At 70.2% G+C, this 13,012-nt stretch carries 16 protein-coding genes and 1 pseudogene; 13 read left to right on the top strand and 4 right to left on the bottom strand.

Going from position 1 to position 13,012, the window contains the following annotated elements; genetic code table 11:
- Positions 1 to 14 precede the first annotated feature (14 nt).
- The 3 genes from FHW12_RS12350 to FHW12_RS12340 all read right to left on the bottom strand — a co-directional run bounded on the left by FHW12_RS12350 (position 15) and on the right by FHW12_RS12340 (position 1,796).
- Entirely contained in the window at positions 15 to 716 is a 702-nt protein-coding gene (locus FHW12_RS12350) for a response regulator transcription factor (protein WP_182531322.1), read from the bottom strand.
- A 94-nt stretch (positions 717 to 810) separates the two neighbouring features.
- Complete coding sequence (locus FHW12_RS12345) at positions 811 to 1,089, bottom strand: hypothetical protein (RefSeq protein WP_182531321.1); 279 nt, start codon at positions 1,087 to 1,089, stop codon at positions 811 to 813.
- A gap of 44 nt (positions 1,090 to 1,133) precedes the next feature.
- Positions 1,134 to 1,796 carry a phosphatase PAP2 family protein gene (locus FHW12_RS12340; RefSeq protein WP_182531320.1) on the bottom strand — a complete coding sequence of 221 codons (663 nt, stop codon included), beginning with the start codon at positions 1,794 to 1,796 and terminating at the stop codon, positions 1,134 to 1,136.
- Positions 1,797 to 1,872: 76 nt separating this feature from the next.
- On the opposite strand from FHW12_RS12340, the gene FHW12_RS12335 reads away from it, so the two are divergent.
- The 6 genes from FHW12_RS12335 (at position 1,873) to FHW12_RS21285 (ending at position 6,704) form a co-directional block, all read left to right on the top strand.
- Positions 1,873 to 2,244: a diacylglycerol kinase gene (locus tag FHW12_RS12335; RefSeq protein ID WP_182531319.1), complete on the top strand. Its 372-nt coding sequence runs from the start codon at positions 1,873 to 1,875 to the stop codon at positions 2,242 to 2,244.
- 8 nt (positions 2,245 to 2,252) lie between these two features.
- Positions 2,253 to 3,014 (top strand): TerC family protein, encoded by a 762-nt coding sequence (locus FHW12_RS12330; protein WP_182531318.1) that lies wholly within the window; start codon positions 2,253 to 2,255, stop codon positions 3,012 to 3,014.
- A 293-nt stretch (positions 3,015 to 3,307) separates the two neighbouring features.
- Complete coding sequence (locus FHW12_RS12325; RefSeq protein WP_182531317.1) at positions 3,308 to 3,961, top strand: LemA family protein; 654 nt, start codon at positions 3,308 to 3,310, stop codon at positions 3,959 to 3,961.
- 100 nt (positions 3,962 to 4,061) lie between these two features.
- Positions 4,062 to 4,958 carry a TPM domain-containing protein gene (locus FHW12_RS12320; RefSeq protein WP_182531316.1) on the top strand — a complete coding sequence of 299 codons (897 nt, stop codon included), beginning with the start codon at positions 4,062 to 4,064 and terminating at the stop codon, positions 4,956 to 4,958.
- Between the two features lies 1 nt (position 4,959).
- Positions 4,960 to 5,442, top strand: a complete 483-nt coding sequence (locus tag FHW12_RS12315) for a TPM domain-containing protein (RefSeq protein ID WP_182531315.1) — start codon at positions 4,960 to 4,962, stop codon at positions 5,440 to 5,442.
- A 386-nt stretch (positions 5,443 to 5,828) separates the two neighbouring features.
- Positions 5,829 to 6,704, top strand: coding sequence for a hypothetical protein (locus FHW12_RS21285; protein ID WP_182531314.1), 876 nt, complete (start codon positions 5,829 to 5,831; stop codon positions 6,702 to 6,704).
- Positions 6,705 to 6,800: 96 nt separating this feature from the next.
- On the opposite strand, the gene FHW12_RS12305 is transcribed toward FHW12_RS21285, so the two are convergent.
- Positions 6,801 to 7,700 (bottom strand): LysR family transcriptional regulator, encoded by a 900-nt coding sequence (locus FHW12_RS12305; protein WP_182531313.1) that lies wholly within the window; start codon positions 7,698 to 7,700, stop codon positions 6,801 to 6,803.
- Positions 7,701 to 7,891: 191 nt separating this feature from the next.
- Between FHW12_RS12305 and FHW12_RS12300 the strand changes: the two genes are divergently transcribed.
- The 7 genes and pseudogenes from FHW12_RS12300 to FHW12_RS12270 all read left to right on the top strand — a co-directional run bounded on the left by FHW12_RS12300 (position 7,892) and on the right by FHW12_RS12270 (position 12,946).
- Positions 7,892 to 8,947, top strand: a complete 1,056-nt coding sequence (locus tag FHW12_RS12300) for an NAD(P)-dependent alcohol dehydrogenase (protein ID WP_182531312.1) — start codon at positions 7,892 to 7,894, stop codon at positions 8,945 to 8,947.
- A 14-nt stretch (positions 8,948 to 8,961) separates the two neighbouring features.
- Positions 8,962 to 9,945 carry an aldo/keto reductase gene (locus FHW12_RS12295; RefSeq protein ID WP_182531311.1) on the top strand — a complete coding sequence of 328 codons (984 nt, stop codon included), beginning with the start codon at positions 8,962 to 8,964 and terminating at the stop codon, positions 9,943 to 9,945.
- A 9-nt stretch (positions 9,946 to 9,954) separates the two neighbouring features.
- Positions 9,955 to 10,152, top strand: coding sequence for a KTSC domain-containing protein (locus FHW12_RS12290; protein WP_259393020.1), 198 nt, complete (start codon positions 9,955 to 9,957; stop codon positions 10,150 to 10,152).
- Positions 10,153 to 10,274: 122 nt separating this feature from the next.
- Complete coding sequence (locus FHW12_RS12285) at positions 10,275 to 11,573, top strand: acetamidase/formamidase family protein (RefSeq protein ID WP_182531309.1); 1,299 nt, start codon at positions 10,275 to 10,277, stop codon at positions 11,571 to 11,573.
- Positions 11,574 to 11,618: 45 nt separating this feature from the next.
- Positions 11,619 to 11,966, top strand: a pseudogene (locus FHW12_RS12280) (YybH family protein); the annotation flags it as partial.
- A gap of 97 nt (positions 11,967 to 12,063) precedes the next feature.
- Positions 12,064 to 12,450: a RidA family protein gene (locus tag FHW12_RS12275; protein WP_182531307.1), complete on the top strand. Its 387-nt coding sequence runs from the start codon at positions 12,064 to 12,066 to the stop codon at positions 12,448 to 12,450.
- Positions 12,451 to 12,562: 112 nt separating this feature from the next.
- The gene (locus FHW12_RS12270; protein WP_182531306.1) at positions 12,563 to 12,946 is read left to right on the top strand and encodes an STAS/SEC14 domain-containing protein; all 384 of its coding nucleotides are present in this window, start codon (positions 12,563 to 12,565) and stop codon (positions 12,944 to 12,946) included.
- Positions 12,947 to 13,012 lie beyond the last annotated feature (66 nt).

The following is a 13,012-nucleotide window of genomic DNA, read 5'->3' as shown; positions in this document are numbered from 1 at the left end:
TGCCTCGGCCGCGTTCACGCGGCGTCGCCGAGCTGGCGCAGCAGGTAGCCGCTGCGATGGATCGTCGTGATCGGCGAGCCGCCGTCGGGTGCGTCGCCGAGCTTGCGGCGCAGGTTGGACACGTGCACGTCGATCGAACGGTCGAACGGGCCGAGCGGGCGGCCGAGCACGCTCTGCGAGATGCGCTCCTTGCTGACCACGCGGCCGGCCTCGCGCAGCAGCAGCGCGAGCAGGTCGAACTCGGTCGCGGTCAGCGACAGCGGCCGGCCGTCCACGCTCACGCTGCGCGACGCCGCGCGCAGCCAGATCGGCCCGTTGTGCAGGTCGGTCAGCGTGTCGCCGCCTTCGCCGCGCACGCGTCGCAGCACGGCGCGCAGGCGCGCGGCGAGTTCGCGTGGGTTGCACGGCTTGGGGATGTAGTCGTCGGCGCCGAGTTCGAGACCGAGGATGCGGTCGATGTCCTCGCCGAGCGCGGTGAGCATGAGCACGGGCAGGGCCGACTCGCGGCGCAGCTCGCGCAGCGCGTCGAGCCCCGAGCGGCCGGGCATCATCACGTCGAGCACGAGCGCGTCGAACGCCTGCGCGCGCGCGGCCGCGAGCGCGGCTTCGGCGTTGTGCGCGATGACGACGTCGAAACCCTCGCGCGTGAGGAAGTCGCGCAGCAGCTGGGCGAGTTCCTCGTCGTCGTCGGCGATCAGGATGCGGTTGCGGGCCATGCGGCAAGCATAGCGTCCGGGGCGTTCGCCGACCTGCGCATTCCTGCCGCACGGGCGCGCCTTTGCACGGCTTTACGCGGCCGGATCGATGCGCTCAGGTGTGGCGGATGCCGGCAGCGGCGAGCGCGCCCTCGACATCGGCGTCGACGTCGCCGAACACGTACGGCACGAGGTCCCGGAACGTGACCGGTTCGCCGCCCTGCAGGTGCGGCACGCAGCGGTTCGCGCGTGCGGCTTCGCGCAGCGCGTTGTCGAGGGTCGGGCGAAGTGCGCGCGCTCCGGGCCGCTCGGTCGGCGTGCCGGAGGCGCGGCCGCGCGCGTCGTCGACGAGCGACACGATGCGCCGCCCGCGGGTGGCGCTCGACCTGTGCATGCGTCGAACGCCGTGCCGTCGAAGCGGATGCCGGCGCAGCCGCATCAGGCGTTCGACACGGACGGTCGCGCGGTCGCGACGCGTGGCGCCGGCAGCCAGCGCCGCAGCAGCGTCGCGGCGAGCAACGCGTAGAGCGCGGCGATCAGTGCCGATGCCGACACGTCGGAAAGGAAGTGTTTGGCCATGTCGATGCGCGCGAGGATCGCGAACACCGGGATCGCGATCAGCACCGCGCGCTGCCACGCGCGCGGGCAGGCCGCGGCGAGCGGCAGCAGCAGGCCGAAGTAGAACGCCGAGTGGCCGGACGGGAACGACACGCCGCCCGCATGCCACGCGTGCGACCAGTCGCCGCCGTCGAGCAGCTGGTGCGGACGCAACCGGCCGAACAGGTCCTTGCCGAAACTCATCGTGTGCAGGGTCGCGACCTGCACGACGCCCGCGGCGAGCAGCGCGCGCGGCCAGCGCGCGTGGCGCCGGGCCGCCCAGCCGATCACGCCGAGCGCGAGCGCGACGCAACCGGCGAGCCAGAACCAGATCGGCATGCCGGCCACGGTGTCGAGCGCGCCGAGGCCGAGCACGAAGGGCGCTGCGTTCTCGATCCCGCTCGCGCGCACCCATTCGGCGAGCGGGCGGTCGATACCGGCGAAGCCGAGCAGCATGAACAGCGTCGCGGCGAGCACGGCCCAGGCGAGCAGGCGGCGGTCCATTCGTCCTCGGTCGGGCGCCGGGCAATGGCCGGCCTATGGCATCATAGCCCGCATTCGCCGACCTCGAACGACATCCATGCCGAGTACCGAACCGCGCGGCCCGCGCCAGATCGCCCGTGCCTTCAAATGGTCGATGATGGGCCTGCGCGCCGCCTGGCGGTACGAGGCGTCGTTCCGCCTCGAAGGCTACCTGTTCGTGATCTTCTTCCCGCTCGGCCTGTGGATCGGCCACGGCCCGATCGAGAAGGCGCTGCTGACCGGCAGCCTGCTGCTCGTGCTGTCGGCCGAACTGCTCAACTCCGCGATCGAGGCGATCGTCGACAAGGCGAGTCCGGAGTTCCACGAACTCGCCGGGCGCGCGAAGGACATGGGCTCGGCGGCGGTGCTGCTGCTGATGGCCAACGTCGTGCTCTGCTGGTGCCTGGTCCTGTGGCCGCGGCTCGGCTGAACTGACGCGTGGAACTGCTCACCGACCCGCAGGCGTGGATCGCGCTGGTCACGCTCGCGACGCTCGAGATCGTGCTCGGTGTCGACAACCTCGTCTTCATCTCGATCGCGGTGAGCGAGCTGCCGCCCGCGCGGCGCTCGAGCGCGCGCCGCATCGGCCTCGCATTCGCCTGCGTCACGCGCATCCTGCTGCTGCTCTCGCTCGCCCATCTCGCGCGCATGGACGATCGCACGTCGGGGCTGTTCCGCCTGTTCGGCCAGGTCATCTCGATCCGCGACCTCGTGCTCATCGGCGGCGGCATCTTCCTCGTCGTGAAGGGCGTGATGGAGATCTGGGAGGCGCTCACCGAGGATCCCGCCGACCAGCAGGCGTCGCAGGCGTCGGCGAGCTTCGCGCTGGTGATCGCGCAGATCGCGCTCATCGACATCGTGTTCTCGCTCGACTCGGTGATCACCGCGGTCGGCATGGTGAACCTGCTGCCGGCGATGGTCGGCGCGATCGTGCTCGCGGTGCTCGTGATGATCACGATCGCCGATCCGATCGGCAACTTCATCGACCGCAACCCGACGATCAAGATGCTCGCGCTCGCGTTCATCATCCTCGTCGGCGCGGTGCTGCTCTGCGACGGCTTCGGCCTGCACGTGCCGCGCGCCTACCTTTATTTCGCGATGGCCTTCTCGGCCGCAGTCGAGTCGCTCAACCTGCTCGCCCGCCGGCGCCGCCGCCGGCGCGCCCAGGAACGCGCCGCGCAGCGCACGGATGGCGCTTGAACGCCTGAATCAGGACAAGGCGGAAGCAGACCCAAGCTAAGGTAAGGCGAAGCTTTCGACACGAAGGACACGAAGGACACGAAGGACACGAAGGACACGAAGGACACGAAGGACACGAAGGACACGAAGGAAGAGCGGAAGAGTTTTTCCTTGCTTTCTTCGTGTCCTTGGTGTCCTTCGTGTTTCAATCTCTTGATCTTCAGTGTCGTTGCTGAGCGGCAATAGCCGCACCCCTTGCGCGCGGCGGCGTCCGGCTCCACAGTGTAGGCAGCGTTCACGAGGGAGGGCGTCCCATGCGGTACCTGATGCTAGCGTGCGTGCTCGTCGCATCGAGCTTGCTGTCCGGTTGCGGCTACAACGCGATCCAGTCGAAGGACGAAGGCGTCAAGGCGGCCTGGTCCGAGGTGCTCAACCAGTACCAGCGGCGCGCCGATCTCGTGCCGAACCTCGTCAACACCGTGAAGGGTTACGCGACCCACGAGGAAGAGGTCTTCACCAAGGTCACCGAAGCGCGCGCGAAGGTGGGCCAGATGAACCTCACCGCCGACGACCTCACCGACGAGAACAAGGTGAAGGCGTTCCAGCAGGCGCAAGGCGAGCTGTCCAGCGCGCTGTCGCGACTGATGGTCGTGTCGGAGAACTATCCGCAGCTGAAGGCGGACGGCCTGTTCCAGAACCTGCAGGCGCAGCTCGAAGGCACCGAGAACCGCGTGACCGTCGCGCGCAACCGCTTCATCCAGAGCACGCAGGACTACAACACGTTCGTGCGCCAGTTCCCGCAGAACCTCACCGCGATGATGTTCGGCTACAAGGCGAAGGCGAATTTCTCGGTCGAGAACGAGAAGCAGATCTCGACTGCGCCGACGGTCGATTTCAGCAAGCCGGCGCCGCCGCAGCCTGCGCCGCAGCAGCAACCGGCGCAGCCGCAGCCGGAACCGGCGCACTGACCAGACCGGCTCCTGTGGGAGCGGCGGAAGCCGCGATGCCGTTCGTCGATTCGAAGCACGAGCATCGCGGCTGCCGTCGCTCCCACGAAAGCCCGCCTTGATGCGTCTACTGCGCGCCCTTGCATTCCTCGCTACGCTGCTCGCGGCGTGCGCGGTCGCGTCCGCCGCCGAAGGCGACGTCAAGGCGATCCCCGCGCTGACCGCGCGCGTGAGCGACTACACCGGCACGCTCGATCCCACCCAGCGCCAGTCGCTCGAGGACGAACTCGCCGCGCTGGAGAAGGCCAAGGGTGCGCAGGTCGGCGTGCTGATCGTGCCGAGCACGCAACCCGAGGACATCGCGCAGTACGGCATCCGCGTCGGCGAGGCGTGGAAGCTCGGTCGCAAGGGCACCGACGACGGCGTCATCCTCATCGTCGCGAAGGACGACCGGCGCGTGCGCATCGAGGTCGGCAAGGGGCTCGAAGGCGCGATTCCCGATGCGGCCGCCGCGCGCATCATCCGCGAGTACGTCGCGCCGCGCTTCCGCGGCAACGACTACTACGGCGGCGTGCACGACGCGCTCGGTGCGCTGACCAAGCTCATCAACGACGAGCCGTTGCCGCCGCCGTTGACGGAGGAGCACGGCAACGCCGGTGAGAGCGGCGACCGCTTCGCGCCCGCGATCATCGCCGCATGGTTCGCCGCGCTGTTCCTGCGCGGCCTGTTCGGGGGTGCGCCGGCCGGCATGCGCGCGCCGATCGTCGGCCTCGGCGCGGGCGGCATCGGCTGGTTCATCAGCGGCCTGCTGCCGCTCGGGGTCGGCCTCGGCGTGTTCGGCCTCGTCTTCGGCCTGCTCGGCGGTGGCGGCGGCGGTGGCGGTTTCGCCAACCGCGGCGGCTGGGGCGGTTTCGGCGGCGGCGGTGGCGGCTGGAGCGGCGGTGGCGGCCTCGGCGGCGGCGGATTCAGCGGCGGCGGCGGCGGCTTCAGCGGCGGCGGCGCCTCGGGGAGCTGGTGACATGCGCGTGATCCGCCATCTGTTCGTCTCCGCGAAGCGGCGCTTCCCGCCCGCGCGTCTCGACGCGATCCAGCACGCGATCTCGGCGAGCGAACATCGCCACCACGGCGAGATCGTGTTCGCGGTCGAAGGCAGCCTGCCGTTCGCCGACGTCGTGCGCGGACGCCGTGCACGCGACCGCGCGCACGAAGTCTTCGCGCGCCTGCGCGTGTGGAACACCGAACGCAACACCGGCGTGCTGATCTACCTGCTGCTCGCCGACCACGCGATCGAGATCGTCGCCGATCGCGGCGTCGCCCGGGAAATCCCCGAGCACGAATGGGTGCCGATCTGCGCGCTCATGCAGGACTATTTCCGCAAGGGCGACTACGAGCACGGTGCCCTCGAAGGGGTCGCCGCGGTCGGCGAACTGCTCGCCCGGCATTTCCCCGCGAACGGCGAACGCAACCCCGACGAGCTGCCCGACCGGCCGGTGCTGCTGTAGCGCCGAGGCGCGTCCCGCCGGCGGTGGATCCCGGCTCGTTTCCCTGCTTCCACCGTTCACTTTTCCCTTTTTATTTGCGATTTGCGGTGCCTTCCGCGAAGGCGCATGATCGTCACGCGCGGATCCCGCGCCGCGGTGGAACCGCGTGTTGCAGTGGGTGTGCAACGGGGGGGTTATCGATAGGGCCGTTGTCATAGGGACAACGCAGTGCCGGGGGCCATCCCCCGCGCGCTCGTTGGTCATCGCCGTTATCCGATAGGGAGAGCACCATGCGTATGAGAACGCTGATTCTGACGGGTTGCGTCGCCGCCGCTTTGCCGTGCGTGGCCGCTGCGGGAGTACCGACCCCGCTTCCGGTCGTTTCCTGCAGTCACGCGAGCGACCACGTGACCTTCACCTACACGGGCGCAATGCAGGTCTTTTCCGTGCCTGCCGACATCCAGAGCAGTCCGGTCCTTGCCGTCTACGGCGCACAGGGCGCTGTCGGAGCCGATGGTGCCTACGGCGGCGGCGCGACGGCCGGCGGTGCCGCCGGCCTCGGCGCGAAAGTCAGTGGCAACTACCTCATCCCCGCCGGCGGATTCGACATGAACCTGTTCATCGGCGGCGCCGGTACGGCGCCAGCCGGCGGGTTCAACGGCGGCGGCAACGGCAGCGATAACGCGGGCGGCGGTGGCGGTGCGACCGACATTCGCGTCGGCGGCACCGATCCTGGCTTCCGCATCGTGGTTGCGGCCGGTGGCGGCGGCGGCGGCCGCGGCGGTTGCGAGTCGGACGTCTCGATTACCGGTGGCGCGGGCGGCAACAGCGGCGCGAACGGCGGCAACGGTGCGGACGCACCGACATCGGGCGGCGTGGCCGGCGGTGGCGCCGGTGGCGTCGGCGCGACCGGCGGTGCCGCAGGCGCCGGCTGCGGCGGGTTCCTCGGCGCGCCCGGTGCGACCACGATCGACCTCAACGGCGGCGTCGGCGGTGCCGGCCAAACCTGCTGCTGCTTCACGTTCGGCAGCATTCCGGGTGGCGGCGGAGGCGGTGGCGGCCTGCTCGGCGGCGGTGGCGGTGGCGGTGGCTCCGCCGGCACCACGGGCTGTTCGGGCAACGACAAGGGTGCCGGCGGCGGCGGTGCCGGCGGCAGCAACTTCAGCTCCACGCTCGACAGCCCCGTCGAAGAGCAGGGCGTGCAATCCGGCGACGGCAAGATCGAGCTCTGCTACAACTCGGGCGACGTGATCTTCATGGACGGCTTCGACGGCCAGCTTTGAAGCATCGCGGCCGTGCGCGCATCCGCGCGCACGGCGCACCCGGAAGGCATGCGATGCGGCGGCCGTGGCGCCGTCGTGTCGCGCCGCGGCGGACGCTCAACGCGCGCCGTCGTGGCGCAGCGCGCCGATGATCACCGCGAGCGCCGGCGACTGCTGGCGCCGGCTCGGGTAGTACAGGTGATAGCCGGGAAACGGCGGGCACCAGTCTTCGAGCACGCGCACGAGGCGTCCGGCGGCCAGCTGTGCCCGCACCATCGTCTCCGGCAGGTAGCCGATGCCGAAGCCGGCGAGCGCGGCGACGACGATCGGCGAGGTGCTGTTGAACGCGAGCGGGCCGTCGACGCGCACCTTCGTCTCGCGCCCGCGGCGCTCGAACTCCCACGCGTAGAGCCCTCCCGACGTCGGCAGGCGCAGGTTGATGCAGGCGTGGCCGGTGAGGTCGCGCGGCGTCTTCGGCGGCTTGCGCCGGGCGAAGTAGGCCGGCGACGCGACCGCGGCCATGCGCATGTCGGCGCTGATCGGCACCGCGATCATGTCCTTCTCGACCTGTTCGCCGAGGCGCACGCCGGCATCGAAGCGGTCGGCGACGATGTTCCTGAGGCTCGCGCTGACGTCGAACTCGACCTGGATGTCCGGATACTTCGGCAGCAGCTTCGCGAGCTTCGGCCACAGCACCGATTCGAGCGCGTCCTCGGCGGCCGTGATGCGCACGATGCCAGCGGGCTTGTCGCGCAACGCGCTCAGCGCGGCGAGTTCGGCGTCGATCTCGTCGAAGCGATGGCCGATCGTCTGCAGCAGGCGCTCGCCCGCCTGCGTCGTCGATACGTTGCGCGTGGTGCGCGTGAGCAGGCGCAGTCCGAGCCGCGCTTCGAGCCCGCGCACGGTGTGGCTGAGCGCCGATTGCGACACGCCCAGGCGCGCCGCCGCCCGCGTGAAGCTGCGCTCGCGCGCGATCGCGACGAAGGCGAGCAGGTCGTTGTAGTTCGGCCGGTTCATGGCGTGCCTGCCCGTGGATTCATGAGCAGGGATCATAGGTCCATGCCGGTCCGGACGGCTAATCAAATCCCCGCGCCGACCGCAGACTATGACCCGATCCAGCAGGCGCCGTACGGTACGGTAGTCGGGCGCATGCAGAATGTCACCGACGAGGCCAGCCTCTTCGGTCCGAGCCATCAACGGAGCATCGCATGAAGAACACGAAGGCCTGGGGCGCGCATGCCGGCGACACGCCGCTCGAAGCCATGGACATCGAGCGCCGCGCGCCCGGCGCGCGCGACGTGCAGATCGAGATCGCCTATTGCGGCGTGTGCCATTCCGACCTGCACACGGTGCGCTCGGAATGGGGCGGTACGCGCTATCCGTGCGTGCCCGGCCACGAGATCGTCGGCACGGTCACGGCGGTCGGCGATGCCGTCACCGCGTTCAAGCTCGGCGACACCGTAGGCGTCGGTTGCCTCGTCGGCAGTTGCCAGCGCTGTGCCTCGTGCGCGGAGGGCCTCGAGCAGTACTGCGAAAACGGCTTCGTCGGCACCTACAACGGGCCGACCGCCGATCCGCCGGGACACACGCTCGGCGGCTATTCGCAACGCATCGTCGTCGACGAGAAGTTCGTGCTGAAGATCCGCCATCCGAAGGAACAGCTCGCCGCGGTCGCGCCGCTGCTGTGCGCGGGCATCACGACGTATTCGCCGCTGCGCCACTGGAACGTCGGGCCCGGGCGCAAGGTCGGCATCGTCGGCATCGGCGGCCTCGGCCACATGGGCATCAAGATCGCCCACGCGATGGGTGCGCACACGGTCGCGTTCACGACCAGCGAGAACAAGCGCAAGGATGCGCTCGACCTCGGCGCCGACGAGGTCGTCGTCTCGCGCAACGCCGCCGAGATGCGCGCGCACGCCGGCAGCTTCGATTTCATCCTCGATACGGTCGCCGCGAGCCACGACCTCGACGCGTTCACGAAGTTGCTGCGGCGCGACGGCACGCTCTGCCTGGTCGGCGTGCCCGAGCATCCGCATCCGAGCCCGAACGTCGGCGCGATCATCTTCGGGCGCAAGGCGATCGCGGGTTCGCTCATCGGCGGCATCGCCCAGACGCAGGAGATGCTCGATTTCTGCGCCGAGCGCGGCATCGTCGCCGACATCGAGATGATCCCGATCCAGAAGATCGACGAAGCGTACGACCGCATGCAGAAGAGCGACGTGAAGTACCGCTTCGTCATCGAAAGCGCGAGCATCGCGCGTTGATCGGGGGAGGAAGCATGAAGACGCGCCCGCTCGGCCGCAGCGGCCTCGACGTGTCGGCGATCGGCCTCGGCTGCATGGGTCTCAGCCACGCGTACGGCCCGGCCGCGGATCGCACGGACGCGATCGCGCTGATCCGCCTCGCGGTCGAGCGCGGCGTGACACTGTTCGACACGGCCGAGGTGTACGGGCCGTTCACGAACGAGGAACTCGTCGGCGAGGCGCTCGCGCCGCTGCGCGAACACGTCGTCGTCGCGACCAAGTTCGGCTTCCGCGACGCCGATGCGAACGCGGGCCTCGACAGCCGGCCGACGCGCATCCGCGCGGTCGCCGAAGCATCGCTGCGACGCCTGCGCACCGATCGCATCGATCTCTTCTACCAGCATCGCGTCGATCCCGCGGTGCCGATCGAGGACGTCGCCGGCACGGTCGGGCGCCTCGTCGAGGAAGGCAAGGTGCTGCACTTCGGTTTGTCCGAAGCCGGCAGCGAGACGATCCGCCGCGCGCACGCGGTGCAGCCGGTCGCCGCGCTGCAGAGCGAATACTCGCTCTGGTGGCGCGAGCCCGAGGAGACGGTCATGCCGACGCTGGAAGAACTCGGCATCGGCTTCGTGCCGTTCAGCCCGCTCGGTCGCGGCTTCCTCACCGGCGCGATCGACGCGGACACCGCGTTCGCGAGCGGCGATTTCCGCAACACGCTGCCGCGCTTCTCGGTCGAAGCGCGCCGCGCGAACCAGGCCCTGGTCGAACGCATCGCGGCGATCGCCGCGGGCAGGGGCGTCACGCCCGCGCAGATCGCGCTCGCCTGGCTGCTCGCGCGCAAGTCGTGGATCGTGCCGATCCCGGGCACGACGAAACGCCATCGGCTCGACGAGAACGTCGCCGCGGCGGCGATCGAGCTGTCGCCGGCCGATCTCGACGGCATCGACGCGGCGCTCGCCGCGGTCGCCGTGCACGGCGACCGCTATCCGCCCGACCGGCAGCGCCAGGTGGGCCGCTGAGGAATGGACATGATTGCCGTACATTCCTCCGCGATCGCAGCGGTCGGCTACGACGCTGCGACGCGTCTCATGAAGATCCGCTTCGTCGAAGGCAATACCTACGATTTCTGCAACGTGCCGCGCAGCGTGTTCGACGGCTTGCTGCAGGCCGGGTCGAAGGGCGGCTACTACAGCGAGCACATCCGCGACCGCTATCCGTGTCATTGAGATCGAGCCGATCGTCGATCGTTGCGCGCTCGAAGCGCACGTGGATCGGCGGCGGCGAGTGACGCCGTGCGACGCTGCGCCGCTTCCGGGCATCCGGTGGTGACCCGACCGAGGACATCGCCATGCGCATGCTTTTCGCTTTGCTCTGCATTCCAGCGCTCGCGCTCGCGGCCTCGCCGCCGCGCGAGCGCTGGCTCGTCACGACCGACCTCTGGGGCAACCCGAGCTACGCGCTGCTCGAGTGGCAGCGCGACGGGGGCACGCTGAGCGGCACGTTCGACGGCGATCCGCTCGCGGGAGAGCGCGACGGCGACGCGATCCGCTTCCGCGTGAAGGCCACCGACGGGTCGGCGTACGCGTTCGACGGCGAACGCAGCGGCGACGCGATGCGCGGGATGGCGGACTGGCCGGACAGCAACCATGCCGGGCGTCGCGTGCGCCACGCGTTCACCGCGCGGCGCGTTGCCGAGCGACCGGCGGGCGCGCCGCGCACGGTCACGTTCGAGCCGACCACGTTCTCGAACGAATTCTCGCCGCATCGCGCGCCCGTGCTCACGATCTGGCCCGGCGACACCGTGCGTACGCGGACGGTCGACTCCGGCGGCGTCGATGCGCACGACGAGACGCGTGCGCTGTTCGGCAATCCGCAGACGGGGCCGTTCTACGTCGACGGTGCCGCACCCGGCGACACGCTCGTCGTGCACATCGTTCGCTTGCGCCCGGACCGCGACTTCGCCGACAGCCTCGATGCCATCGTCGGTCGCGCGCTCGGCGCGGGTCTCGCCGCCGAAGCGCGCGGCCTCGGCAAGCCGGTGCGCTGGCTGCTCGACCGCGGGCGCGGCACGGCGCGACCGCAGGCGCCGGGCGAACGGCTGCGGCATTTCGAAGTGCCGTTGCGGCCGATGCTCGGCGGACTCGCGGTCGCGCCGCCGTTCGGGTCCGCACCGCTCTCCACCGGAGATACCGGCCGCTCCGGCGGCAACATGGACTTCAACGAAATCACCGAAGGCGCGACCGTGTACCTGCCCGTGTACCAGCCCGGTGCGCTGCTCTACCTCGGCGATGCGCACGCGCGGCAGGGCGACGGCGAGACGTCGCAGTACGCGCTCGAAACGTCGATGGACGTCGAGTTCCGCATCGACGTCGTGCACGGCAAGGCGCCTTCGTCGCCGCGCGTCGAGTCGGCGACGCAGATCATGGTGCTCGGCCAGGCCGGTTCGCTCGACGAAGCGGTGCGCGCGGCGACCACGGGCCTGGTCGAGTGGCTGCGCGAGGACTACGGCCTCGATCTGTCCGAAAGCGCGCAGGTGCTCGGCAGCGCGGTCGAGTACCGCATCGCGAACCTTGCCGGCCGCAGCGTCGGTGTCGCGGCCAAGCTCGACAAGGCGCTGCTCGCACCGTTGGCGCGCGGCGCGCGATAACGTGGTTGGCGACCGGTGTGAGCGTTTCGACGCGTCGAGCGCTGGCATCGCGCGACCGCCGAAGGCGATGTCGAAACGGTGCTCGGGCTGATGACGCCGGACGTCGTCTTCCTCGTCGCGGGTCACGCGCCGATGCGTGGCCGCGACGCATTCGAGCAGGGCTTGCGCACGTTGCTGACCACGCACCGCATCGACTCGTCCGGACAGGTGCGGGAGGTCGTGGCCTGCGGCGATCTCGCCTACTGCTGGACCGAGCTCGACGTGCGCGTCCGCGCGCGTTCCGGAGGCGATGCGCTCGCGCGCTCGGGCAGCGCGCTGACGATCCTGCGCAAGCAGGCCGATGGTGCATGGCGCGTCGTGCGCGACGCCAACCTGTTGCCGCCGGCGCAGTGACGGCATCGCAGCGCGGGACCCGGCGTGACACACTCGCGGGCCCGGCGCGTCCGGCCGCACGACGGTCGCCCGCGCCCATGCAGTCCCAGGAGGCCGGATGGACACGATCGCACGCGAACCTTCCTCGCTGTTCCCGCCGTACCGCGGCTACGTGCACGCACTGGAAGTCGCCGGAAGCACGCGGCTGCTGTTCATCAGCGGCCTCAACGGCTTCGAGCAGGACGGACGCACGATGCCGGAGTCGTTCGAGGAGCAGGCGGAGCTGATCTGGCGGCACATCGGCGCGATCCTCGAATCGGCCGGGATGGGCGTGCGCAACCTCGTTTCGCTGCGCACCTACCTCGCCGATCCGCAGTACGACGACGCGAACGGGCGGATCCGCGCCGAACGACTCGCCGGTCATCGCGTCGCGTCGACCGTGGTCTGCTGCCGCCTGCTCGAACCGGCATGGAAGCTCGAAGTCGAAGCGATCGCTGCGGCCTGAAGCCTCGCGGACCATCGGCGCGCGGCCGGGCGTCGGCCATTCGGCTGCCAGTCATGCGCGCCGCACGATAGTCGTGGCCCACGGTCGGCATGCATTGCAGCTAGGGAGCGCCATGATCGCGATACTGCCCGCGCCACCGCACCTGGCCGCATTCCGCTTCGACGGCCTGCTCAGCGGCGAGGATTTCGACGTCTGCGTCGGCGAAGTCGAACGTCGCCTCGCGACGCAGCCGCGCATCAACCTGTTCTGCGACATGACGCGCCACGGCGGCATCACGCTGGACGCGCTGGCGAAGGACATGCGCTACGCGTTCGGCCATTTCGGCGAGCTCGGCCGCTACGCGCGTTGCGCGATCGTGACCGATCGCCCGTGGATCGCGGCGATCGCGGGCGTCGAGGACGCGATGCTGTCGCACACCGAGATGCGCTGCTTCGCACCGGCGCAGCGCGAGGCGGCGATGGCGTGGGCGCGCGAGGTACCGTCCGGCCCGCGCTGAGTCGCGACGCCGGGCCGGTCACGAACGCGTCGCCGCAAGCGTCCAAGGTCCGATTGTCCTCGCACG

Origin of the sequence: Dokdonella fugitiva, assembly GCF_014138265.1 — a bacterium.
GTDB classification, from domain to species: Bacteria; Pseudomonadota; Gammaproteobacteria; order Xanthomonadales; family Rhodanobacteraceae; genus Dokdonella_A; species Dokdonella_A fugitiva_A.
This window is presented reverse-complemented; position numbering and strand designations above follow the sequence as displayed.

Excerpts from the sequence above, each read along its gene's own strand:
- FHW12_RS12325 (WP_182531317.1), top strand. The coding sequence starts at position 3,308 with ATGCGGTACCTGATGCTAGCGTGCGTGCTCGTCGCATCGAGCTTGCTG.
- FHW12_RS12350 (WP_182531322.1), bottom strand. The coding sequence starts at position 716 with ATGGCCCGCAACCGCATCCTGATCGCCGACGACGACGAGGAACTCGCC.
- FHW12_RS12340 (WP_182531320.1), bottom strand. The coding sequence starts at position 1,796 with ATGGACCGCCGCCTGCTCGCCTGGGCCGTGCTCGCCGCGACGCTGTTC.
- FHW12_RS12275 (WP_182531307.1), top strand. The coding sequence starts at position 12,064 with ATGGACACGATCGCACGCGAACCTTCCTCGCTGTTCCCGCCGTACCGC.
- FHW12_RS12315 (WP_182531315.1), top strand. The coding sequence starts at position 4,960 with ATGCGCGTGATCCGCCATCTGTTCGTCTCCGCGAAGCGGCGCTTCCCG.
- FHW12_RS12295 (WP_182531311.1), top strand. The coding sequence starts at position 8,962 with ATGAAGACGCGCCCGCTCGGCCGCAGCGGCCTCGACGTGTCGGCGATC.
- FHW12_RS12285 (WP_182531309.1), top strand. The coding sequence starts at position 10,275 with ATGCGCATGCTTTTCGCTTTGCTCTGCATTCCAGCGCTCGCGCTCGCG.
- FHW12_RS12320 (WP_182531316.1), top strand. The coding sequence starts at position 4,062 with ATGCGTCTACTGCGCGCCCTTGCATTCCTCGCTACGCTGCTCGCGGCG.
- FHW12_RS12270 (WP_182531306.1), top strand. The coding sequence starts at position 12,563 with ATGATCGCGATACTGCCCGCGCCACCGCACCTGGCCGCATTCCGCTTC.
- FHW12_RS12345 (WP_182531321.1), bottom strand. The coding sequence starts at position 1,089 with ATGCACAGGTCGAGCGCCACCCGCGGGCGGCGCATCGTGTCGCTCGTC.
- FHW12_RS12300 (WP_182531312.1), top strand. The coding sequence starts at position 7,892 with ATGAAGAACACGAAGGCCTGGGGCGCGCATGCCGGCGACACGCCGCTC.
- FHW12_RS12290 (WP_259393020.1), top strand. The coding sequence starts at position 9,955 with ATGATTGCCGTACATTCCTCCGCGATCGCAGCGGTCGGCTACGACGCT.
- FHW12_RS12305 (WP_182531313.1), bottom strand. The coding sequence starts at position 7,700 with ATGAACCGGCCGAACTACAACGACCTGCTCGCCTTCGTCGCGATCGCG.
- FHW12_RS12335 (WP_182531319.1), top strand. The coding sequence starts at position 1,873 with ATGCCGAGTACCGAACCGCGCGGCCCGCGCCAGATCGCCCGTGCCTTC.